Here is a 21,823-nt window from a genome sequence, read left to right on the forward strand (position 1 = left end):
GGTGGTACGGAAGAATCTTAAATTATTACATAATATAGTTATGAAAGTAGGTTTGTTTATTCCTTGTTATATCAATGCCATATATCCCAATGTGGGAGTGGCATCGTATAAACTGTTGAAAAGTTTGGGAGTAGACGTCGATTATCCGTTGGATCAAACCTGTTGCGGACAACCGATGGCAAATGCCGGTTTTGAAGATGAATCGATGAAGTTGGCGCTCCGTTTTGGCGATTTATTCCGGGAGTACGATTACATAGTCGGTCCTTCCGCCAGTTGTGTGGCTTTTGTGAAAGAGAATCATCCGGGCATCTTAGAGAAAGAAGGACATGTTTGTCAGACTGCGGGAAAGATTTGTGATATTTGTGAATTTATTCACGATGTATTGAAACCTTCCAAGATTCCTGCACGCTTTCCTCATAAGGTCAGCATCCATAATAGCTGTCATGGGGTGCGCGAACTGTTTATTTCCGCTCCCTCCGAGATGAATATTCCTTATTACAATAAATTGCGTGATTTGCTCGATCTGGTTGAAGGAATCGAAGTTTTCGAACCCAGCCATATTGACGAGTGTTGCGGCTTTGGCGGAATGTTTGCCGTGGAAGAGCAGGCAGTCTCCGTCTGCATGGGGCGTGATAAGGTGAAAGACCACATGGCCACCGGAGCCGAATATATTGTCGGAGCGGACAGTTCCTGCCTGATGCACATGCAAGGTGTTATCAAACGGGAGCATCTGCCTATTCAGATTATCCATATTGTAGAAATTCTAGCGTCGCAATCATGAGTACAAAACATTCAAAGGCTGCCGAGAAGTTCTTGCAGGACAGCAAGATGGCAGCATGGCATAATGAAACCCTTTGGATGGTCCGTGCCAAAAGGGATAAGATGAGCAAGGAAGTTCCCGAATGGGAAGAGTTGCGCAACAGGGCTTGCGAACTGAAACTATATTCCAACAGCCACCTCGAAGAACTTCTGCTGGAGTTCGAGAAGAACGCTACTGCCAACGGCGCCATTGTGCATTGGGCAAAAGATGCCGATGAATACTGCGCCATTGTCTATGAGATATTGAATGAACATAATGTGCACCATTTCATCAAGAGTAAATCCATGCTCGCCGAAGAGTGCGGATTGAACCCTTTCCTAATGGAGCGGGGCATTGATGTTGTAGAGTCCGATCTGGGCGAACGCATCCTGCAACTGATGCATCTCGAACCAAGTCACATCGTATTGCCTGCCATCCACATCAAGCGGGAGCAGGTAGGCGAACTTTTCGAAAAGGAGATGGGAACCGAGGAAGGAAACTTCGACCCTACCTACCTGACTCATGCGGCACGTAAGAACCTGCGACCTCTCTTCCTGAATGCCGAAGCTGCTATGACAGGGGCCAACTTTGCCGTAGCTTCAACCGGCGACATCGTAGTCTGCACGAATGAGGGAAACGCCGATATGGGTACTTCCTACCCGAAGTTGAACATCGCCGCTTTCGGTATGGAAAAGATTGTTCCGGATTTGGATGCACTGGGGGTATTCACCCGATTGCTTGCCCGTTCGGCTACCGGACAACCGGTGACCACCTACACTTCCCATTACCGCCGTCCCCGCGAAGGCGGTGAATATCATATCATTATCGTAGATAACGGCCGGAGTACATTGCTTTCCAAGCCCGATCATATCAAGACACTGAATTGCATCCGTTGTGGTGCGTGTATGAATACCTGCCCGGTATATCGCCGAAGTGGGGGATACTCTTATACCTATTTTATTCCCGGACCTATCGGTATTAATCTGGGCATGGCTCACGATCCGGAGAAATATTATGATAATCTTTCTGCCTGCTCCCTGTGTATGTCCTGCTCTGATGTTTGTCCGGTGCAAGTTGATTTGGCCGAACAGATTTACAAGTGGCGTCAGGATTTGGACGGACTGGGAAAAGCCAATACAGGAAAGAAGATTATGTCCGGCGGCATGAAATTCCTGATGGAACGTCCGGCATTGTTCAATGCTGCTTTGTGGGCGGCTCCGGTAGTGAACGGTCTGCCCCGTTTTATGAAATACAACGATCTCGACGATTGGGGAAAAGGGCGTGAACTGCCGGAATTTGCCAAAGAGTCGTTCAATGAAATGTGGAAGAAGAACAAAGTACAGGGAAAGGAGGAATCCAAATGAGCAGCAGAGAAGAGATATTAGCCAGTATTCGCAAGAATACGCAAACTCGTTATGATAAACCGGATATTGCGGATATGGAGCGATTGTCGTATCCTGACAAGATAGAACAATTTTGTGCAATCAGTCGTGCAGTGGGTGGCACAGCAGTGGTATTGGGCGAAGGAGAAGATGTGAATGCGGTAATACGCCGGACTTATCCGGATGCTATGCGCATTGCTTCCGTCTTACCGGATATTTCCTGCGCGACATTTAATCCCGACAATCTGGATGATCCGAAAGAGTTGGATGGCACCGATGTAGCCGTAGTGAAAGGAGAAATAGGAGTTGCCGAGAACGGAGCCATTTGGATACCGCAGACGGTGAAATATAAAGCTATTTATTTTATCTCGGAAAAGCTGGTTATCCTGCTCGACCGGAATAAAATCGTGAATACCATGTATGATGCTTATCGGGAGCTGGATGGACAGGAATATCAATTCGGAACATTCATCTCCGGTCCTTCGAAGACTGCCGACATTGAACAGGCATTGGTGATGGGAGCACATGGGGCACGGGACGTATTAGTGATATTAATCTAGTGTTTCAAAACAGAGGCTCTATTGGTAGGAAGTAGAGCCTCTGTTCGGTATAAACAGAACTTCTGTTTATTGTAAATAGAGCCTCTGTTCCGGTTCGTTCATAGAAGAGTAGTCAAATGTTTAAATTTAAATGATATGTATGCCAATAAAGTAAAGAAAATAGCCGCCGTTCATGACCTTTCGGGAATGGGACGCGTATCTCTCACTGTCGTTATTCCTATTCTTTCATCTATGGGCTTTCAGGTTTGTCCGCTTCCTACAGCTGTATTATCCAACCATACGCAATATCCCGGTTTCTCCTTCCTCGACCTGACGGATGAAATGCCAAAGATTATTGCCCAGTGGAAGAAACTGGAGGTACAGTTTGACGCTATCTACACCGGATATCTGGGCTCTCCGAAACAGATTCAGATTGTTTCTGATTTTATCAAAGACTTTCGTCAGCCGGATAGCCTGATAGTTGCCGATCCGGTGTTGGGAGATAACGGCCGGCTGTACACTAACTTTGATATGGAGATGGTGAAAGAAATGCGCCATCTGATAACCAAAGCAGATGTGATTACTCCCAATCTGACGGAGTTATTTTATTTATTGGATGAACCCTATAAAGCAGACAACACGGATGAAGAGCTGAAAGAATATCTTCGCCTTTTGTCCGATAAAGGTCCGCAAGTGGTTATCATAACCAGTGTCCCCGTGCATGATGAACCCCATAAAACGTCTGTCTATGCTTATAACCGTCAGGGAAACCGCTACTGGAAAGTGACCTGTCCTTATCTGCCTGCACATTATCCCGGTACGGGAGATACTTTTACAAGTGTCATAACCGGCTCTTTGATGCAGGGAGACAGCTTGCCGATGGCATTAGACCGTGCCACTCAATTTATCCTGCAAGGAATCCGTGCCACTTTCGGGTATGAATATGACAATCGGGAGGGTATTCTGTTGGAGAAAGTACTTCACAATCTGGATATGCCGATACAGATGGCCAGTTATGAATTGATTTAATCTTTTACATCCACAAATTTTTGAGTTCCAGATATTTCCTTTACTTTTACCGCCGCTAAAGTAATCTGAAATAATTATATCTAATGACTCAAACACTGAAAACATCCGAACGTCTTGGAGTAGTGGATGCTCTGCGCGGATTTGCCCTTTTGGCAATTGTATTATTACATAATCTGGAGCATTATAATCTGTTTTTTATACCGGAGAATATGCCTGCATGGTTGCAAACGATTGATAAATATGCGTGGGATACCATGTTTTTCTTATTCGCCGGAAAGGCTTACGCTACTTTCTCATTGTTGTTTGGCTTTAGTTTTTACATTCAGTTTCACAATGCGGAGAAGCGTGGCATAGACTTCCGCGGACGATTTGCCTGGCGGTTGTGTTTGCTTTTCCTGTTTGCGCAGTTGCACGCTTTATTTTATAACGGGGATATTCTTTTACTCTATGCCGTAGTAGGCTTTGCATTGATACCGGTTTGCAAGCTAAAAGATAAAACGGTTTTCTGGATTGCCCTGATTCTGCTTCTTCAGCCTTATGAGTGGGGACGTGCCGTTTATGCAATGATAAATCCTGATTATGTGGCAGTGACCGGTCATTGCGTGCCTTATGCCATACGTGCGCAGGAGGCGACGCTCAACGGCAACTTCCTTGAAGTATTGCGGTCTAACATTATCGACGGACAATTATACAGTAACATCTGGCAAGTAGAAAATGGTCGTTTGTTTCAGACGGCTGCTTTATTCATGTTCGGAATGTTGCTCGGACGCCGGAAATATTTAATAAAGAATGAAGAATCCGTGTGTTTCTGGAAGAAGATGCTGATAGGCGCTATCCTTGCGTTCATTCCTCTCTATTGCCTGAAAACCTTTGTACCGGATTTACTCACTAATCCTTCCATACAAGTTCCTTATAACATAGCAGTTCCGTCTTATGCCAATTTTGCCTTTATGATTATTCTGGTTTCTATCTTCACCCTGCTTTGGTTTAAGAAAGAGAAAGGGTATAGCTGGCAAAGTTTGCTGATTCCTTACGGTCGTATGAGTCTGACGAACTACATATCCCAGTCAATTATGGGAGTTACCATCTATTATGGATTCGGATTAGCGATGTACAAATATGCCGGAGCAACGGCAAGTCTGCTTATTGCATTGCTCATCTTTACCGTTCAGTTGATATTCAGTCGTTGGTGGCTTGCCCGCCATAAACAGGGACCACTCGAATTCTTATGGCGTAAAGGAACTTGGATTTAGAGACTTTGTCCTATTCGAATTTGACGGTTATTTCCACTGATTTATTGCCATAAATCCAGTCCGGACCTTCCTGAATCAGGCGGATGGCTTCCTTGTCGGAAGATTCGCAGAGGCTCTCTTTTACTTTGATGTAGAAGGGACGCCCTTCCTTGTTAACCAGGAAAGTTAATACCACTTTCCCTTTCACTTGTGCGCACTTCTCATCCGTCGGACGAACCAGATTCTCCTTCAGGTACTTCTGATATTTGCGTTTACCAATCACGGGTTGCGGAGTAATATCTTTGTCTGCCTGCTCCTTAGCCGTCACGACAGTTGTCGACTTCTTATTTTTATTTGTTCCGTATCCCACTACCACCACTTCGTTAAGCGTTTGTTTGTTTTCGTTCATGGCAATGAGCATTGTCTGGCTGGTATCTACCGGAATTTCTACCGGATCGTATCCGATGAACTGCGCTGTCAACTGTTTTTTACCTTCCTTTTTAACCAGCGAAAACTCTCCGTTCATATTCGTAATGGTTCCGATATTTGTCCCTTTATATGCCACACTGGCCCCGATGATCGGTTCTCCTTTTTCATCGGTCACTTTTCCCTGAATAATGTTACTGTTGGGGGGAGTCACCACTTTAGCCATTCTCATTTTCTTGTCGGAAACAGACTCGGAAGTATCCATTGTTGCTGCTACCTCTTGTAATTCAGCAGTCTGCTCCAAGGCTTCCTCCATCATCGGTTCTATTACTGCGGATGCGCTCATCTCTTTCTTGTCCGCTCGCGGGGTTACAGGAGCTGCCGGAGTCGCCGGATTTGTAGGAGTTGCCGGCGTTGTAGTTTCAGGCAACTTTGCAGGAACAGACTCTTCAGCGATAAACACTTCATCTGTCATGCTCTTTTTCAGGAACAGGAAATAACTGCTGATACCGAATCCGATCACCAGACACGCAGCGATGCTCCAGGTGATGGCATAAGTGTTCTTTTTCTTTGCCGAATGAGCAGAAACCTGCATCCGCAGTTTCTCGATCCGTTGTTCGTGATTTCCCTCCACCTGGTTGTATCCATCCATAGCATCGGCCAGGAAAGGGTCTTGCATCGACTCTTTTTCCAGCCGGTGTGCCTCTTTTCCTTTGCGGAGTCCTCGTATGTAGTCCAATAGTTTCATAGGGCTTGTTTCTTAATACAAATTTTTAAGTTTCGCTTTCCGTTTTGGATATAGCTTTTCACATTGTTCAGAGTAAATCCGGTCTGTTCCACAATGTCGGCATACGACATTTCCTCTAAAAAGAAACGCGTAATGCTGGTCCGTTGTTCTTCGGGCAACTTTTCGAGACAGTGATGTAATGCCTTTAGTTGTTCCTCTGAACTTTCCTCCTCACTTAATAGATGCAGAAATTCGTCGGATTCCATAACATTAACGGTATAATCTAACGTAATTTCTTTATTTTCCTTTCGTAAAAGTTGCAGGCAATGATTCTTTGCCACCCGGTAGAGCCATGGCTTGAACACTTTTATCTCATAATTTCCCAACTTAGGTAGTAAATCTTCAAACAGTTGCATGACTGCTTCCTGTGCCCGGTCTTCATCATGCAGGTATTTCAGGCAAAGTCCATACAGTAACGGGATATATCGGTTATATAATTCACCGAAATATTCCGTATCACCGGACTTCGTGTAATGTATTAGTAATTCCTCGTCCGATAGTTTTGATATTTTTCTTTTGAAAAACAACATCTATTCCTCTTCTTCGTCAATAATGACTTGATATTTTTCTTTCATTGCTTCAAAATCACCTGTAATCTGGTCTAATATTTCATGCGTATCCGTACTCTTTACCAATGCGGGCATACCGTAATAGATAGATGCTTTATATGGCAACAATATCATTTTTCCTTTGGGCAGAGAACGTCCCATACCGGTCATGAATACGGGAATATATTTCACTTCGGGTCGCAGAGACAGGATGCGGGCTATGCCGGATTTAATTTTTCCCATCTGTTCCGGCTTTCCTCTGGTTCCTTCCGGAAAAAGAATCAGTGAATATCCGGCGTCGATGGCTTCAAGCATCTTACGGATCGGATCATGCTCCGAATCTTTTTCTCCTTTTCTTCTGATTAGCAGTGTGTTGATGAAAAAGTTGCTGATGGAAGCCTGAAAGCGGGTTTTCCCGAAATAATCTTCTGCTGCTACGGGTTTGACTTTCCATAAAAGTCCTCCGGGCAGGGAAGATAACAAGCTTAGGGTGTCCAGATGGCTGTTATGGTTGGCAAGGATGATGAATTGCTTTTCCTTTTTGAGGAACTGGCAATCTGTGAACTGAACTCCTACAACCAATTTCAGAAACCATTGGAATACACCTTTATATATAATCTGCATGGCAGCAGCTTGCATGAATCTTTTTTCCATTCCCTCCGTTTAATATGCAATGTAATAAACTAAATGAAAAAATACAGGAGCCGTGTAGGCCAGAGAATCTATCCGGTCGAATACTCCTCCATGACCGGGAATACTGTTCCCCATGTCCTTAATTCCTTTATCTCTCTTGATGGCGGAGATGACTACGTCTCCCGAGAATCCGGCAATCGCAACGAGAGCACTTACCAGGATAACGTTGGGAGCGGAGAGGGGAGTCAGGAAACCGAGGAAGTAACCAATGACGGTAGTACTGATTACACCGCCCAGAAATCCTTCCCACGTTTTGTTCGGACTTACTTTCGGGAGTATCTTATGTCGTCCGAGAAGTTTGCCCCAGATAAATTGCATAACATCGTTGATTTCCGTAAGGAATACAAGGAATAATAGCAGACCTCGTCCTCCTGCATTGAATCCCGGAAGTTCAGGAAGCGACAGGAGATAAGCGAGGTGGCTGATACCGAATACTGAAAGCATCAGAATCCACTGCAACAGAGCCATCGACTTGGTAATTCCGTGGGTGTCTCCCTTTAAAACAAGTCGTAAGGGCAATACGAGAAACATAACTACCGGAATGAAGATGATGAATGCTCCATACCAGGCAAGGTAAGCAAGGTAATATTGAATGGGAATGGCCAATATCCCCCAAAACAATGCTCCGCGATCTGCCTCTCTGAATCCCAACACCGAGTACAGTTCTCTGAAAGCGATGAAAGAGAGAAAGGCAAGGAAGAAGTAAGAAATGTTATAGCTGATAAATACAGCGCCGATAAACATGCCCGCCATGATCCACCATGAACGTGTGCGGGCGGAGAGTTCGCTGATATTTGTTTTTGGAGAGATCTTCTTTACGAGAAAAAGAATAAGGCTTGCCGTAACAAGCAGTCCGATGATGAGCGAAATGACGATAATCAGTTCATCGCTTAGCGTAGGAAATATGATATCCAGTAGTTCTTTCATTTTATTTCATTGTTTGTTGTGTGTGACATGAGGTACAGACGGTGTATCAGTGTTGCGACAAGGCCGACGTTGATTATTATCAGAGCTATGAGACATACCATCCGGTCGTATCCTGCGTGAATGGTGCAGGTGGCTACTACAAAGGCAAGCGTGAGCAATGCCATGCGGTCTTGCTTGGCCATCGGACCGTTAAAGAAATGCTGGTGCGTTTTGTAGGCTCCTATCCAGCGGAAATAAGCTGTCATTACGGCAAGAAGGGCCGCTAGCCATCCCAGTTCAATACCGAATCCGCCTGCTATATATCCGACGGGAATGATAAACAAAGCATCAGCAAAGCGGTCGGGCATATCATTGTAGAGATCTCCGTTGGCACTTTTCTTCCCTCCTTCAATAGCTACCATCCCATCGAACAGGTTGCAGAGTAACCGCGACTGCATGCAAACGATGAACAGAATGTAGGCTACATACTTGTTGAAACCGGGATCAATGACTGTGCCGATCAACAGAAAGCACCCCACCATAGCGAAGAATACGCTCATCATGGAAATTTGATTGGGAGTGACACCCCAACGAGTTAGTTTGCGGGCAATAATAGTAGCCCAGGCCGTGTTTCGTGAGGCTATTTCCCGCCTTCCGTCGACTTCGTTTTTCATATTTATAATATGTTTATGATTGGCAAATATACACATCATCTTAAGAGTTGCAAAGGAATGAGTGAGAATTTTGAAATGGCTCTTTTTTCTGCCGGATAAAAAAAGTTCAGGCAATTTATGGAATCTGTGTGAAATGTGCATCTCTATAATAAAAGCGAACTAATAGTAACATTTTAAAATAAGAAGTTATGAAAACAAATCAATTCAGAGCGATGATGCTCGTGCTGCTAATGGCGGTTATTTCTTTAGGTAGGATGAATGCGCAAGTTATTACTGTGTCGGGTACGGTGACGGATGCAAAGGATGGAAATCCGCTTGTAGGTTGTTCGGTACAGATCAAGGGTACTTCGAAGGGTGCAATAACGAATATGAAGGGCCAGTACACCATTCAGGGCAAGAAGGGGGAGACGTTGTTGTTCCAGTATATCGGGTATAAGCAAGAGAGAAGGGTGGTGAAATCGGCTACGCTGGATGTGAAGATGAAAGCTGATGATGTGGTATTGGAAGAATGTGTAGTGGTAGGATACGGGCATGAGCTAAAGGCTACTAAATCGGTGTCTGCTGCTTATATGGCGGTATGTCCGACACCGGGAATCATGTATGATGCTGTAAATGCGGAAGAATACGGGCAGATTCAGGAGAATGGATTTAAGAGTGTGTCGGATGCTCCGCTTTCTACTTTCTCTATTGATGTAGATGCTGCTTCTTATAGTAATATGCGTCGTTTTATCAATAAAGGGGAATTGCCTCCTGTAGATGCTATCCGTACGGAAGAATTAGTGAACTACTTTTCCTATGATTATCCGAAACCGACAGGAAGTGATCCTGTGAAAATCACGATGGAAGCCGGAGCATGTCCCTGGAATGCGAATCACCGTCTTGTGCGTATCGGCTTGAAAGCTAAAGAAATTCCGACGGATAATTTGCCTGCATCTAACCTGGTGTTTCTGATTGACGTCTCCGGCTCTATGTGGGGAGCCAACCGGTTGGATTTGGTGAAATCATCTCTCAAATTGTTAGTAAACAACTTACGGGATAAAGATAAAGTAGCTATCGTGACTTATGCAGGCAGTGCCGGTGTGAAACTGGAGGCCACTCCGGGTAGTGACAAACAGAAGATTCGTGAAGCGATAGATGAATTAACGGCAGGTGGTTCTACGGCAGGTGGTACGGGTATCCTGTTGGCGTATAAAATAGCCAAGAAGAATTTTATCTCTAATGGCAACAACCGTATCATACTTTGCTCTGACGGTGATTTTAATGTGGGCGTTTCTTCCGCCGAAGGATTGGAACAATTGATTGAAAAAGAACGTAAGAGTGGAGTGTTCCTTACCGTATTAGGTTATGGCATGGGTAATTATAAAGATAAAAAGATTCAGGTGTTGGCAGAAAAGGGAAACGGTAATCATGCTTATATAGATAACTTGCAGGAAGCCAACCGTGTTTTAGTAGGCGAATTCGGTGCTACATTGCATACGGTGGCGAAAGACGTCAAACTGCAAGTGGAATTTAATCCTTCCCAAGTGCAGGCGTATCGTTTGATTGGTTACGAAAGCCGTCTGTTGAAAGACGAAGACTTTAATAATGATGCTAAAGATGCCGGAGATATGGGTGCGGGACATACGGTAACTGCTTTTTACGAAGTGATTCCTACAGGTGCAAAGAATGAATATGTGGGTAAAATAGACGATCTGAAATATCAGAAGAAAGAGAAAGTGACGGTGAAACCGACAGGCTCTAATGATCTCCTGACTGTGAAACTGCGTTATAAAGCTCCGGATAAAGATGTCAGCAAGAAAATGGAACTTCCTTTCGTTGATAATAAAGGCAATAATGTTTCTTCCGATTTCCGCTTTGCTTCTGCAGTGGCTATGTTCGGACAGTTGCTTCGGGACTCTGACTTCAAAGGAAATGCCAGTTACGATAAAGTGATTAATCTGGCCAAACAGGGACTGAATAATGATGATAAAGGATATAGAAGAGAATTCATCCGTTTGGTTGAGGCTGCCAAAGGATTGGAAAGAACGAATAAGAATTAGGAAATCGGACAGGAGTCATTGTGAGTGTACGCTATATGACTATGCGTAAGATTCACAGATATGAATGAGCGTAGAATTCCAGATGGATAATCGTAGAAAATGATAGTGACGGTATATGTTCGGGATAGTGACGCTATCGCTGTTGTATACCGTCACTATCTTTGTCGGATAGCGTCACTATCATTTATTTCGTCCGAATTTCGTCCGACCTGAAACGAAAAATAGCCGTAAACTTATTGTTTACAGCTATTTAACTCTGCACGGGAGGAGAGGCTCGAACTCCCGACACCCGGTTTTGGAGACCGGTGCTCTACCAACTGAGCTACTCCCGTGTTTGCGGCTGCAAAGGTAGTAGAAACTTCTGAATCTCCAAACATTCGGGTAAATAAGTTTTGAATTATTTTAATTTTTCCCACTCATCGGGCTTAAAACCGACCAGAACGAAGCTGTCTGTCACTACCAATGGGCGTTTCACCAATTTACCGTTGGTTGCCAATAGTGCTATCTGTTCTTCCTCACTCATTGCAGGTAGCTTCTCGCTTAGTTTCAGCTCTTTATATACTAATCCGCTCGTGTTGAATAATTTCTTCACCGGCAGACCGCTGCGCGGAATCCATGCCTTTAATTCTTCCACCGTAGGATTTTCTTCTACGATTAAGCGGTTGGTAAACTCAATGTTATTTTCTGTTAACCATTTCTTGGCTTTTTGGCATGTGCTGCATGCCGGGTACTGCAAAAATAATGTTGCCATATTCATTTATAATTTAATACTTGATATTTAATACTTAATACTTGAACTTCACTTCAATATCTGTAAATCCTGAAACATAATCCGGTAAGCGGCTGCTTTCTTATCCAATGCTAATGGATACGCCCTTGATGATGAGGGCATCCGGTATAGTCGCAAGGCACGACCTTCGAAAACAAATTCGGAGTAATCACCTACTTTGGGTTCTTCTATGTCGAATTGCTGTCGGAGAGTGTCCGTTGCTTTTTGGCCCGTAGTGACGATTGCTTTGCATTCGGGAAGCTGCCGCAGTAATGCTGCAACATCGGTGGCTTCCACTACTTCAAGAAACTTGTCCGATGCATTATCCTGCAATCGGCGAATGGATGAAGCCGTATCGAATAGGGCAATCCCCTTTTCGTTCAAAAAGTCTATGATTTGCTCGCGGCAGAACGATTTTAGTGTCGAATTTAGAAAGTGATTCTTATCATTAAAGAATAAAATTCCATATATACGCCACATGTCGTTATTTAGGTTCGGGTAGTAAAACTCCATAGACCAACGTTTTTTCTGTGGCGGAAAACTTCCCAGCATCAGAAGCTTTGATTTCGCTGGGAGAAATGGTTCTAACGGATGTGTTTCGATTTCCATAATTCCTTTCATTTTAATTTCGTACAAAAATAGTGATAATGTTTATTTCCTTCAAAATCAATGAGAAAAAATGCTAGATTTAAAATAATTAGTTATTTTTGCGGCGTGATGAACAAACAATATTTTATTATATCATTGAGAAAAGAAGTTTTTGTGAGTTGCTTCTTAATGGGCCTATTTTTCCTGGAGGGAGGAAATTGTTATGCTTCGGAGCAACAAGTGTTAAGAGGGACGATAGAAGTTCCTTCTGATAATAATACCGTGAGAGGGCGTGTTATTGATATCTATGGTGAACCACTGATCGGTGCTACAATACGCGAGAAGGGGGGAACTAATGGTACTGTGACCGATATTGATGGAAAATTCTTTTTGTCTGTACCGGATAGTGCTGTCTTACAAGTTTCTTTTGTAGGTTACAAGACTGTAGAAGTCAATGTGACAGGTCGGAATGTGCTTGAAATACGTCTTCAGGAAGATGCGGTGATGCTTGAACATGTCATCGTAACAGCCTTGGGACTTGAAAAGGATGAAGCTACATTGGCTTATTCTGTGCAAAAAATCAAGGGAGAAGAACTGAACCGTGTCAAAGAAGTAAATATGATTGCTGCCCTGGCAGGAAAAGCTGCCGGTGTGCAAATCAACAAAAACTCTTCCGGTATGGGCGGTTCTGCAAAAGTCAGTCTCCGGGGAATCCGTTCTGTATCCGGTGATAATCAACCGCTTTATGTAATAGATGGAGTGCCGATGTCGAACACCTCTTCCGAACAGGCTTATTCGGCTATTGGTGGTACGGCGAATGCGGGGAATCGTGACGGAGGAGACGGAATCTCTAACCTGAATCCGGAAGATGTGGAAAGCATCAGTATCCTGAAAGGTGCTCCTGCTGCGGCTTTATATGGTAGCATGGCTGCTAACGGAGTGATTCTTATTACGACTAAAAAAGGAAACTCTGCCGGGCAAAGGAATATAAATTTCTCTACGGGACTCACTTTCGAGAAAGCATTCAGTATGCCTAAAATGCAGAATCGTTATGGTGTCAGTGATGTGGTAGACAGTTGGGGCGAGAAAGAGAATCTGATGGCTTATGATAATCTGAATGACTTCTTCCGTACCGGATTGACATCGATGACTTCCGTATCTATCAGTTATGGAAATGAAAACCTGCAAACTTATTTCTCTTATGCCAATACTACCGGAAAGGGGATAATCGACAAGAATAAACTGAAAAAGCATAATATAAACTTGCGTGAGACGGCTACTATGTTCGACAAACGTCTGAAACTGGACGGTAGTGTGAATGTCATGAAACAAACCGTCGAGAATAAGCCGGTATCGGGAGGTTTCTATATGAATCCATTGGTAGGGCTCTACCGTTTCCCTCGTGGAGAGGATTTGTCTTATTATAAAGATCATTTTGAAACCTATGACGAAGAACGGAAACTGGGTGTGCAGAACTGGCATACGTTTACCGAAGACTTCGAACAGAATCCGTATTGGATAACGAACCGCATACAAAGTAAAGAAACACGTACGCGCGTTATCCTTTCTCTTTCAGCAAACTTTAAGGTAAATGACTGGCTGACGATTCAAGCCCGTGGAAACATGGATTACTGGGCGGACAAGTTACGCCAGAAATTCTATGCGTCTACCGCCACCGCCCTGTGTGGAGCGAACGGACGATATATTGAGATGGATTATCAGGAAACGCAGATGTATGGTGATGTCATGGCGATGGTGAAGAAAACCTGGGGCGATTTTACGTTGGATGCGGCGATTGGTGGTAGTATAAATGATAAAGTCGTTAATTCTACCCGATATGATTCGAAAAATGCATCTCTGAAGTTTGCTAATGTGTTTAATATAGCCAATATCGTTATGAACAGCTCTGCCAGTATTGACCAGCGAATAGATCAACGCCGTCAGTTGCAATCTATATTCGGTACGGCACAGATCGGTTATAAGGAAAAACTATTTCTTGATTTGACGGCCCGTAATGACTGGGCGTCAACCTTGTCATATACCAAACATGAAAAATCCGGATTCGCTTATCCTTCTGTAGGGCTTTCCATGCTGCTTGATAAATGGGTGAAGTTACCCGAGTGGGTTTCTTTCGCTAAATTGCGTGGCGCTTATAGTAAAGTAGGGAATGATATTCCTCCATTTATCACTAATTCCTTTTCGCATATCAATGCCGGTGGCGAGATACAGGCGAATGATGCCGCACCTTTTAAGGATATGGAGCCGGAAATGACTCATGCCATCGAATTTGGAACTGAATGGCGATTCTTTCAACACCGTTTAGGGGTTAATCTGACTTATTATCGTACCAATACTTATAATCAATTCTTCAAACTTCCCGCACTTGCAGGCGATAAGTATGCTTACCGATATGTAAATGCCGGGAATATCCAGAACCGAGGATGGGAATTGACACTGAATGGAACTCCCGTATTAACTCCTGATTTCAACTGGAAAACTTCTGTAAACTTCTCTACCAATAAGAATAAGATAGTGAAGTTGCACGAAGATCTGAAAGAAATGATTTACGGGCCTACCAGTTTTTCTTCCAGCTATGCCATGAAGCTTATTAAAGGCGGTTCTATCGGTGATATTTATGGTAAGGCTTTTGTGCGTGATGATGCAGGCAATATCGTCTACGAAACAGAGGGTGATAATAAAGGACTTCCATTGGTGGAGGGCGATGGGAATACGGTGAAAGTAGGCAATGCCAACCCTGTCTTTATGATGGGATGGGACCATACATTCTCTTACAAAGGCTTCACCATTTATTTTCTGCTTGATTGGCGTTACGGAGGCGAAGTTCTTTCGCAGACGCAGGCGGAAATGGATCTTTATGGAGTATCTGAAATAACGGCCGATGCGCGTGACAGGGGATATGTAATGCTCGACGGTCAGCGTATAGACAATGTGAAAGGATTCTATAAAATAGTAGGCGGGCGTGCCGGGGTGACGGAATATTATATGTATGATGCTACGAATTTACGGTTGCGTGAAGTATCATTGAGCTATAATTTCTCCAAGAAGTGGATACAGAAAACGAAGGTACTGAAAGATGTTCAGCTTTCGTTTGTAGCTCGCAATCTATGTTTCTTGTATAAGAAAGCTCCTTTTGATCCGGATCTGGTACTTTCTACCGGAAATGATAATCAAGGAATTGAAGTGTTCGGAATGCCTACGACCCGTAGTCTGGGCTTTACTCTGAAATGTGAATTTTAAAGGCAAGAGAGAGAAATGAAGAGAAAATTTGTATATCTATATTTGTTGGGGTTATTGCTGTTTTCTGTAGCTTGTACCGGTAACTTCCGTGATTACAATACCGATTTGTCCGGTATCACGGATGATGACTTGATTATTGATGACAATGGCTATGGAATCCGTTTGGGAATTATTCAGCAAGGTATTTATTTTAATTACGACTACGGAAAAGGAAAGAACTGGCCTTTCCAGCTGATACAGAATCTGAACGCGGACATGTTCAGTGGGTATATGCATGACGGCAAACCTCTGAACGGGGGCTCGCATAATTCCGATTATAATATGCAGGACGGCTGGAATAGCGCCATGTGGACACACATGTATTCTTATATTTTCCCACAGATATATCAGTCGGAGAATGCTACCCGAAATACACATCCTGCTCTGTTCGGGATAACGAAAATATTAAAGGTGGAAGCGATGCATCGTGTGACGGATTATTATGGTCCTATCATTTATAAGAATTTTGCTAATGCCGAAAAACATTACCGTCCGGATAAACAAGAGGATGTCTATTATGAGTTTTTCAATGAACTCGATTCTGCTGTAGTTGCTCTCACCAACTATATAGATGAGAAACCGGAATCCAATGGATTTGCACGTTTTGATATTTTGTTGGATGGGAAATACGCTTCCTGGGTGAAGTTTGCCAATTCGTTGCGTTTGCGGTTGGCAATGCGTATTGCCTCTGTTGCTCCCGATAAGGCTTGTGCTGAAATACAGAAAATAAAAGAAAACGATTATGGCTTCTTTGAAGCGGAAACAGGCGGAGTGTTTGTTTCTACCAAATCCGGGTATACCAATCCATTGGGAGAACTTAACCGTGTCTGGAATGAAACTTACATGAGTGCTAACATGGAATCAATTTTGACCGGATATAACGATCCTCGTTTGGAAATTTATTTTGAACCCTGTACGGATGAGGCTCTTAAAGGACAGTATCGTGGAATTCGCCAGGGAACCTGTTTTGCTCATAGTCATTATTCCGGATTGTCAAAGCTGTTTGTCAAGCAGGATACCGATACACCTCTGATGACTGCTTCGGAAGTCTGGTTTCTGCGTGCCGAAGCCGCTTTGCGCGGGTGGATGGATGAAGATGAAGAAGCTTGTTACCGGAACGGTGTAACTACCTCTTTTCATCAATGGGGAATTTATGGGGTGGAGGATTACTTGAAAAGTGAGCTGACAGCTTCCGACTTTATAGATACTTATGATGAAGAAAATAATATAGAGGCCCGTTGTAAAGTCACTCCCAAATGGAATCCGCAGGATGATAAGGAGACCAAACTGGAGAAGATTATCACGCAGAAGTGGATTGCCATGTTCCCGGAAGGTTGCGAAGCCTGGACCGAACAAAGACGAACGGGATATCCCCGTTTATTTCCCGTTCGATTCAATCATAGTAGGAGCGGATGCATCGACATGGAGATCATGGTGCGCCGTCTTAATTTCCCAGGTACATTGCAGACAGAAGACCCGGAGCAATATTCTGCTCTTGTCGAGGCTTTAGGCGGAGATGACCATGGAGGTACAAGACTCTGGTGGGATACGGGAAATAATAACCTGGAATAAAAAAAGACAGAAGTAATGTGTTTATATGTGTAGCTTTAACTATTTTTGCATCTTCATTTAAACACATTTACTTATGAAACAAATTATCTCTGCTCTTTTCCTCTGTATGTTGCTCTCTGGCATACCGGGATTGCAGGCGCAAAACATTCAGCTACATTATGATTTCGGACGTTCTTTGTACGATAAAGATTTGCAAGGTCGCCCGCTGTTCACCTCCACTGTGGAGAAGTTTCATCCTGATACTTGGGGAAGCACTTATTTCTTTGTTGATATGGATTACACCTCCGAGGGTGTCGCTTCCGCTTATTGGGAAATAGCACGTGAACTGAAATTCTGGAAAGGTCCTTTCTCTGCACATCTTGAATATAACGGCGGATTATCAAAAGGCATGTCTTATAAAAATGCTTATCTGGCAGGAGCTACCTACACTTTTAATAATGCTTCCTTTTCCAAAGGCTTCACGCTGACTGCTATGTATAAGTATATTCAGAAACACCAATCGCCCAACAACTTCCAACTGACAGGTACGTGGTACGTAAATTTCTGTCGCAATCTGCTCACTTTCTCCGGCTTTGCCGACTGGTGGCGTGAAGAAACCAACTACGGAAAGACTATCTTCCTCTCCGAACCACAATTCTGGGTGAACCTGAACAAAATCAAAGGAGTAAATAAAAATTTCAATCTTAGTGTTGGCTCCGAAGTCGAATTGAGTAACAACTTTGGCGGTCGTGATGGCTTTTATGTTATCCCGACACTCGCCCTCAAATGGACACTGAACTAAGAAAATCCAAATTCCGGAAGAACCTCTGTCTATCCCTTTGCGGAAGTTAAAAATATATAGAACAACCTGTTAAATGAAAACTGATTTAATCTACGGCGTAGAAGACCGTCCCCCCTTTAAAGACGCCCTGTTTGCGGCTTTACAACATCTCCTGGCTATTTTCGTAGCAATTATTACACCTCCGCTAATCATCGCGAGTGCCTTGAAACTGGATGTGGAAAAGACAAGCTTTCTGGTTTCCATGTCTCTTTTTGCTTCGGGAGTATCAACTTTCATACAATGCCGTCGTTTTGGTGCGATAGGAGCAAAGTTACTCTGCATTCAGGGTACCAGTTTTTCTTTTATCGGCCCTATCATCGCCACCGGATTAGTGGGTGGTTTGCCTTTGATATTCGGTTCCTGTATGGCTGCCGCACCTATCGAGATGATTGTGAGCCGCACATTCAAGTATCTGCGCAATATTATTACTCCGTTGGTATCCGGTATTGTTGTACTGCTGATCGGATTAAGCCTGATAAAGGTCGGTATTGTATCTTGCGGAGGCGGATATGCGGCTATGGATAACGGTACATTTGCCACTTGGGAAAATCTGTCCATTGCAGGATTGGTGCTTCTTAGCGTCTTGTTTTTTAATCGTTGCCGGAATAAATACCTGCGTATGAGTTCCATTGTGCTCGGACTTTGTCTTGGTTATGCTTTGGCATTTGCTTTGGGAAAAGTGGATATGAGTTCGTTGAATGTGGAAATGCTGATGAGCTTTAATATTCCCCAACCTTTCAAATACGGTGTTGATTTCAATGTATCTTCTTTCATAGCCATTGGCTTGGTTTATCTAATCACAGCAATCGAAGCAACAGGCGATGTGACTGCCAACTCTATGATTTCCGGACTTCCCATTGAAGGAGATTCCTATTTGAAACGGGTTTCCGGTGGAGTAATGGCGGATGGATTCAACTCCTTTCTCGCCGGTGTATTCAACTCTTTTCCAAACTCCATCTTTGCACAAAACAACGGTATTATTCAACTGACTGGAGTAGCCAGCCGTTATGTCGGCTATTATATTGCAGCAATGCTCGTCCTTTTAGGTTTATTCCCCATCGTCGGTGCCGTATTCTCTTTAATGCCTGATCCTGTATTAGGCGGTGCCACTTTATTGATGTTCGGTACGGTAGCCGCTGCAGGAATCCGTATTGTCTCCTCACAAGAAATTGGACGTAAAGAAACTCTGGTATTAGCGGTCAGCCTTTCTTTAGGCTTGGGCGTAGAATTAATGCCGGATGTATTACAACAAACTCCGGAAGCAATTCGAAGTATCTTCTCTTCAGGAATCACCACCGGAGGCTTAACTGCAATTATTGCAAATATAGTAATACGGGTAAAAGAATGAAAAATAAGTATTAAATATCAAGTATTAGGTATTACCACCGAAGTAGCTGATTTACGCTCGATATTTGTCGATTAATACTTAATACCTAATATTTATTTCTTATTCCTTAATACTTAAATTACTCATTTTATCTGTTGTGCGGAAGGGGAAATCTGGATACTCGTAAAGACTGAAACGAGGTTCGGTTTCTCCTTTCGTATAATTCCAGATAGAAGCATAGTCTTCCGGATCTTCTCCCATCTTGGCTAACTGGCGCAGGTAAGCAGCTAGCGATTTATTCTCTACAATATAAATCTGCCCCATCTGATCGATAATCGGGCTATGATGACGAGTGCCATCATGTTCGAAGCGTAGAATTCGTTTTCCTTCTTCTGTTAGTCCCACCAACTGGAAAGTCATGCTTTTACCGATAGCCGGTAAATTCAAAACACTGCGATCAGTGGCAAGGAAAGGTAAATGATGCTTTCTCATGAAGCGTCTTAATTGCTTGGCAACATCCTCTTTAGGCTCCTCTTCCATTCCCACTTTCGTCTCTAATATCTTATATAACTCATCCGCCTGTTCCGGTGTCATACGGCCATAAATCTTTTCCTCCTGTTGTTCCTGCATTGAACGACTGTTGGGTGCAAATACCGCATAATTCTCATTGAATCCCTTAACCGAGAAAGTGTAATAACATACTACCCCCAACGAATTGAGCACCTGACGGAGCCGGGTTGTATGCCCTCGACGTGAAGCAGCCACCGTATATACCAACTGATTCGTAATAATCCATCCCGCAGAAAGAATCTTCCGAATCGCTTCTTTAGCTTCAGGAGTAACCTCCAGCGGTGTCTGGAAATGAGTCTGAATAATAAACTGTTTCACACCGATAGCCGATGCTTTCTCCTTGAATTCCCGCAGAACATCAACCAGCCCGTCATTGATACGCATCGGCAAATAGGCCAACAGACGTGACCCCAACCGTACCCGTTGCAATTCCGCATATTTCTCTCCATCCTTGCGTTCAAGATTCGCCCTTTGTTTGCGTGCCGCCATCCGATACACCGCATCCAGAATATTCTGAAGCGTTTTATTCTGACTCATCAGCGCATCGCCTCCTGTAATAAGAATATCCCGCAACTGCGTATCCTCTTCAAAATAAGCCATTAACCGACGCAACTTACGATCCCATGATTCCTTCGGGCGTAATGACTCAAATTCGAAATTCAACCGCTCGCTCTGAAAATCATACATACGCTGACAGGAAGCACAAAGTCCTCCGCAAGCCCGTCCCATAGTGTCAGGAATGAGAATAGCCACCTCCGGATACCGCCGATGAATGTTATGCCCGTCCGGCAAAAGCCATCCCGCAGCATTAGGCTTCCCGGCTTCTACAATATCCTCTTTCTCCCACGCGCGAATATTTCCATACGTCTCCACCAAACGTGGAGAATACAGAATATAACTCCGAATAGCCTCGTCATTATACCCATATCCCGTTACATTAAGCAACGATAAATAATAAGGAGTTGCAAAGAACGGCATACCCTTCTTCCGGGCACGATAAAGCAAATACATAGTCTCTGACGAAAGTGAATTTCCCAGGAATCGATTCAACTCGCCCGGACTTTTCACAGCCATTGCCAAATGAAAGCGGAAATCGTTCCACCACTCACTTACCAACCTGTATTTTTCTTCATAACTCATTCCCTCCTCAAAGTGAAAACGCACCGAAGGCTTCGACTTCCTGTTTTCAATCTTCTGAATCAGCAAGTGCAACATCCGCTCCTTATTCTCATCCCGCACTTCACGTACCTCTTCATCTAATCCCGTTTCCCACCGGTCATTCCGACTTTTGATACGTTGCGGCGATGGTAAGGGCACAACCTCTCCCTTCAACCGTTTAAACATCTGGAAAATTTCAATAAACAAATCCGTCGGCATCTCCATATTTTCCAACGTTCCCGTCAGAAACTCATAAAGCAACCGAATCGTCTGTACTGACATATCCTGTCCAGTAGACAGTTCATGGACATTCTGCCCATCATAATCGAGTAAGAGTCGAATTTGCTCCCTCGCCTCCTCCGCAGCCTCATTTTCTATCCCGCAAATTTCCAAAAACCGCAGCATCCCAGCCTTGAACTCTTCCGCAGAAGAGCTCTTATCAGCTATCTCCACCACTTCCGGAATTTCTTGATTATAGATTTGTTTCAACTGTGAAAAAGTAAGCGCAAGCATTTTCTTTTGTTTCATAAGCAATCTCTCTATTTTTTAATTATTATAATATACTACCACGTCGCATGGTCCCCCTGGCCTCGTCTGCATGGCGTCAAGTAGCCGGGCAGGCGCAGCCTTGATTTTTTCTTTTTGGTACTTTTCTTTTGTATCAAGAC

The 21,823-nt window shown here is 43.7% G+C and carries 18 protein-coding genes and 1 tRNA gene; 10 read left to right on the forward strand and 9 right to left on the reverse strand.

Annotated elements, in window-relative coordinates; genetic code table 11:
* The first annotated feature begins 40 nt into the window (after nucleotides 1-40).
* From Bovatus_RS22895 to Bovatus_RS22915, 5 genes are all read left to right on the forward strand, one after another.
* On the forward strand, nucleotides 41-781 hold the full coding sequence (locus tag Bovatus_RS22895; protein ID WP_004301941.1) for a (Fe-S)-binding protein: 741 nt from the start codon (nucleotides 41-43) through the stop codon (nucleotides 779-781).
* Nucleotides 778-2,163 carry a lactate utilization protein B gene (locus Bovatus_RS22900; protein WP_004301942.1) on the forward strand — a complete coding sequence of 462 codons (1,386 nt, stop codon included), beginning with the start codon at nucleotides 778-780 and terminating at the stop codon, nucleotides 2,161-2,163. Before Bovatus_RS22895 ends, Bovatus_RS22900 begins: the two co-directional genes overlap by 4 nt.
* Nucleotides 2,160-2,741, forward strand: coding sequence for a LutC/YkgG family protein (locus Bovatus_RS22905; protein WP_004301943.1), 582 nt, complete (start codon nucleotides 2,160-2,162; stop codon nucleotides 2,739-2,741). The genes Bovatus_RS22900 and Bovatus_RS22905 overlap by 4 nt, the downstream gene beginning before the upstream one ends.
* 135 nt (nucleotides 2,742-2,876) lie before the next feature.
* Nucleotides 2,877-3,749, forward strand: coding sequence for a pyridoxamine kinase (locus Bovatus_RS22910; protein WP_004301944.1), 873 nt, complete (start codon nucleotides 2,877-2,879; stop codon nucleotides 3,747-3,749).
* Nucleotides 3,750-3,832: 83 nt separating this feature from the next.
* A complete protein-coding gene (locus tag Bovatus_RS22915; RefSeq protein ID WP_004301945.1) occupies nucleotides 3,833-5,002 on the forward strand; it encodes a DUF418 domain-containing protein in 1,170 nt (389 codons plus the stop codon).
* Nucleotides 5,003-5,012: 10 nt separating this feature from the next.
* On the opposite strand, the gene Bovatus_RS22920 is transcribed toward Bovatus_RS22915, so the two are convergent.
* The 5 genes from Bovatus_RS22920 to Bovatus_RS22940 are packed head-to-tail and all read right to left on the reverse strand — an operon-like array spanning nucleotide 5,013 to nucleotide 9,015.
* The gene (locus Bovatus_RS22920) at nucleotides 5,013-6,155 is read right to left on the reverse strand and encodes a carboxypeptidase-like regulatory domain-containing protein (protein ID WP_004301946.1); all 1,143 of its coding nucleotides are present in this window, start codon (nucleotides 6,153-6,155) and stop codon (nucleotides 5,013-5,015) included.
* Entirely contained in the window at nucleotides 6,152-6,724 is a 573-nt protein-coding gene (locus tag Bovatus_RS22925; protein WP_004301947.1) for an RNA polymerase sigma factor, read from the reverse strand. The genes Bovatus_RS22920 and Bovatus_RS22925 overlap by 4 nt, the downstream gene beginning before the upstream one ends.
* Complete coding sequence (locus tag Bovatus_RS22930; RefSeq protein ID WP_004320683.1) at nucleotides 6,725-7,381, reverse strand: lysophospholipid acyltransferase family protein; 657 nt, start codon at nucleotides 7,379-7,381, stop codon at nucleotides 6,725-6,727. It abuts the gene before it with no gap.
* Nucleotides 7,382-7,405: 24 nt separating this feature from the next.
* Entirely contained in the window at nucleotides 7,406-8,362 is a 957-nt protein-coding gene (locus Bovatus_RS22935; RefSeq protein ID WP_004301949.1) for a phosphatidate cytidylyltransferase, read from the reverse strand.
* A complete protein-coding gene (locus Bovatus_RS22940; protein ID WP_052588037.1) occupies nucleotides 8,359-9,015 on the reverse strand; it encodes a CDP-alcohol phosphatidyltransferase family protein in 657 nt (218 codons plus the stop codon). The genes Bovatus_RS22935 and Bovatus_RS22940 overlap by 4 nt, the downstream gene beginning before the upstream one ends.
* 188 nt (nucleotides 9,016-9,203) lie before the next feature.
* Between Bovatus_RS22940 and Bovatus_RS22945 the strand changes: the two genes are divergently transcribed.
* Nucleotides 9,204-11,054 (forward strand): vWA domain-containing protein, encoded by a 1,851-nt coding sequence (locus tag Bovatus_RS22945; protein ID WP_004301951.1) that lies wholly within the window; start codon nucleotides 9,204-9,206, stop codon nucleotides 11,052-11,054.
* 259 nt (nucleotides 11,055-11,313) lie between these two features.
* Here the strand turns inward: Bovatus_RS22945 and Bovatus_RS22950 are convergent.
* The 3 genes from Bovatus_RS22950 to Bovatus_RS22960 form a co-directional block, all read right to left on the reverse strand.
* A tRNA-Trp gene (locus Bovatus_RS22950) sits at nucleotides 11,314-11,386 on the reverse strand.
* Between the two features lie 65 nt (nucleotides 11,387-11,451).
* Complete coding sequence (locus Bovatus_RS22955; protein ID WP_052588038.1) at nucleotides 11,452-11,805, reverse strand: arsenate reductase family protein; 354 nt, start codon at nucleotides 11,803-11,805, stop codon at nucleotides 11,452-11,454.
* 48 nt (nucleotides 11,806-11,853) lie between these two features.
* Nucleotides 11,854-12,432, reverse strand: coding sequence for a uracil-DNA glycosylase family protein (locus Bovatus_RS22960; RefSeq protein WP_009000634.1), 579 nt, complete (start codon nucleotides 12,430-12,432; stop codon nucleotides 11,854-11,856).
* A gap of 108 nt (nucleotides 12,433-12,540) precedes the next feature.
* On the opposite strand from Bovatus_RS22960, the gene Bovatus_RS22965 reads away from it, so the two are divergent.
* From Bovatus_RS22965 to Bovatus_RS22980, 4 genes are all read left to right on the forward strand, one after another.
* Nucleotides 12,541-15,669 (forward strand): SusC/RagA family TonB-linked outer membrane protein, encoded by a 3,129-nt coding sequence (locus Bovatus_RS22965; protein ID WP_032853833.1) that lies wholly within the window; start codon nucleotides 12,541-12,543, stop codon nucleotides 15,667-15,669.
* 15 nt (nucleotides 15,670-15,684) lie between these two features.
* The gene (locus tag Bovatus_RS22970) at nucleotides 15,685-17,280 is read left to right on the forward strand and encodes a SusD/RagB family nutrient-binding outer membrane lipoprotein (protein WP_004301957.1); all 1,596 of its coding nucleotides are present in this window, start codon (nucleotides 15,685-15,687) and stop codon (nucleotides 17,278-17,280) included.
* Between the two features lie 73 nt (nucleotides 17,281-17,353).
* Nucleotides 17,354-18,061, forward strand: coding sequence for a nucleoside-specific channel-forming Tsx family protein (locus Bovatus_RS22975; RefSeq protein ID WP_004301958.1), 708 nt, complete (start codon nucleotides 17,354-17,356; stop codon nucleotides 18,059-18,061).
* Between the two features lie 73 nt (nucleotides 18,062-18,134).
* Complete coding sequence (locus Bovatus_RS22980; protein ID WP_004301959.1) at nucleotides 18,135-19,448, forward strand: nucleobase:cation symporter-2 family protein; 1,314 nt, start codon at nucleotides 18,135-18,137, stop codon at nucleotides 19,446-19,448.
* Between the two features lie 99 nt (nucleotides 19,449-19,547).
* Here the strand turns inward: Bovatus_RS22980 and Bovatus_RS22985 are convergent, their stop codons facing one another.
* Nucleotides 19,548-21,683, reverse strand: coding sequence for a KamA family radical SAM protein (locus Bovatus_RS22985; protein ID WP_004301960.1), 2,136 nt, complete (start codon nucleotides 21,681-21,683; stop codon nucleotides 19,548-19,550).
* Nucleotides 21,684-21,823 lie beyond the last annotated feature (140 nt).

Source organism: Bacteroides ovatus (assembly GCF_001314995.1).
GTDB classification, from domain to species: domain Bacteria; phylum Bacteroidota; class Bacteroidia; order Bacteroidales; family Bacteroidaceae; genus Bacteroides; species Bacteroides ovatus.

Bases quoted from the DNA above. Each gene is read 5' to 3' on its own strand.
- Bovatus_RS22935 (WP_004301949.1), bottom strand. From the start codon at position 8,362: ATGAAAGAACTACTGGATATCATATTTCCTACGCTAAGCGATGAACTG.
- Bovatus_RS22945 (WP_004301951.1), top strand. From the start codon at position 9,204: ATGAAAACAAATCAATTCAGAGCGATGATGCTCGTGCTGCTAATGGCG.
- Bovatus_RS22895 (WP_004301941.1), top strand. From the start codon at position 41: ATGAAAGTAGGTTTGTTTATTCCTTGTTATATCAATGCCATATATCCC.
- Bovatus_RS22930 (WP_004320683.1), bottom strand. From the start codon at position 7,381: ATGCAAGCTGCTGCCATGCAGATTATATATAAAGGTGTATTCCAATGG.
- Bovatus_RS22905 (WP_004301943.1), top strand. From the start codon at position 2,160: ATGAGCAGCAGAGAAGAGATATTAGCCAGTATTCGCAAGAATACGCAA.
- Bovatus_RS22955 (WP_052588038.1), bottom strand. From the start codon at position 11,805: ATGGCAACATTATTTTTGCAGTACCCGGCATGCAGCACATGCCAAAAA.
- Bovatus_RS22975 (WP_004301958.1), top strand. From the start codon at position 17,354: ATGAAACAAATTATCTCTGCTCTTTTCCTCTGTATGTTGCTCTCTGGC.
- Bovatus_RS22900 (WP_004301942.1), top strand. From the start codon at position 778: ATGAGTACAAAACATTCAAAGGCTGCCGAGAAGTTCTTGCAGGACAGC.
- Bovatus_RS22970 (WP_004301957.1), top strand. From the start codon at position 15,685: ATGAAGAGAAAATTTGTATATCTATATTTGTTGGGGTTATTGCTGTTT.
- Bovatus_RS22965 (WP_032853833.1), top strand. From the start codon at position 12,541: ATGAACAAACAATATTTTATTATATCATTGAGAAAAGAAGTTTTTGTG.
- Bovatus_RS22940 (WP_052588037.1), bottom strand. From the start codon at position 9,015: ATGAAAAACGAAGTCGACGGAAGGCGGGAAATAGCCTCACGAAACACG.
- Bovatus_RS22915 (WP_004301945.1), top strand. From the start codon at position 3,833: ATGACTCAAACACTGAAAACATCCGAACGTCTTGGAGTAGTGGATGCT.
- Bovatus_RS22920 (WP_004301946.1), bottom strand. From the start codon at position 6,155: ATGAAACTATTGGACTACATACGAGGACTCCGCAAAGGAAAAGAGGCA.
- Bovatus_RS22980 (WP_004301959.1), top strand. From the start codon at position 18,135: ATGAAAACTGATTTAATCTACGGCGTAGAAGACCGTCCCCCCTTTAAA.
- Bovatus_RS22960 (WP_009000634.1), bottom strand. From the start codon at position 12,432: ATGGAAATCGAAACACATCCGTTAGAACCATTTCTCCCAGCGAAATCA.
- Bovatus_RS22925 (WP_004301947.1), bottom strand. From the start codon at position 6,724: ATGTTGTTTTTCAAAAGAAAAATATCAAAACTATCGGACGAGGAATTA.
- Bovatus_RS22910 (WP_004301944.1), top strand. From the start codon at position 2,877: ATGTATGCCAATAAAGTAAAGAAAATAGCCGCCGTTCATGACCTTTCG.
- Bovatus_RS22985 (WP_004301960.1), bottom strand. From the start codon at position 21,683: ATGAAACAAAAGAAAATGCTTGCGCTTACTTTTTCACAGTTGAAACAA.